The sequence below is a fragment of the Pseudoalteromonas sp. SG43-6 genome (genome assembly GCF_014164365.1).
Taxonomy (GTDB): domain Bacteria; phylum Pseudomonadota; class Gammaproteobacteria; order Enterobacterales; family Alteromonadaceae; genus Pseudoalteromonas; species Pseudoalteromonas rhizosphaerae.
Genome location: NZ_JACJEZ010000158.1, coordinates 1 through 567 on the forward strand (window position 1 = coordinate 1; position 567 = coordinate 567).

Genomic DNA, 567 nt, shown 5'->3' on the forward strand with positions numbered 1-567 from the left:
TATGACAGCGCTGACAGCTAAGAATATGATATCAAAAAGTTTATGGACAACTTTACCCTGCTGGCGAGGGTCGTCAATTGATTCGAAATATTTAAATAGTTGAATATCAGGCATGGGGGCTCCTTAAAAAGGAGTATAAGATCATACTTTTAAGTCAAGGTAAAGTTCGTGATCTTGCCCTGGGAGCTTCGTCAGTTAACAAGTATTTATCCAGCCACTGCTCTTGTTCCCATAAAATATGTAATAAGCTTTTACGGGCACGATAACCATGGGCTTCGTAAGGTAGCATCACTAAACGCGCTTCTTTACCTAAACCTTTTAGCGCAGCGTACATACGCTCGCTTTGCATCGGGAAGGTGCCGTGAGATTAAGGGTGGGTCTTCTTCCCCATATAATTAAATTAACAAGCGCGGCATAAACCGCGCTTTCAATTTACTCTGATACAGAAGGTTCAGTATTTGCTTGAGCATCGCTTACAGGAGCTTCGTCACTTAACAAGTACTTTTCGAGCCATTGCTCTTGCTCCCAAAGCACATGCAGTAAACTCTTGCGAGCACGGTAGCCGTG

1 protein-coding gene and 1 pseudogene are annotated in these 567 nt (G+C 43.2%); both read right to left on the reverse strand.

Annotation, left to right across the window (positions count from 1 at the left end; genetic code table 11):
• A partial coding sequence (locus H5201_RS23610; protein ID WP_182785465.1) for a transposase family protein occupies positions 1-114 on the reverse strand: 114 nt, incomplete at its 3' end.
• Positions 115-154: 40 nt separating this feature from the next.
• A pseudogene (locus H5201_RS22585) lies at positions 155-361 on the reverse strand (alpha/beta hydrolase family protein); the annotation flags it as partial.
• Positions 362-567: the final 206 nt, after the last annotated feature.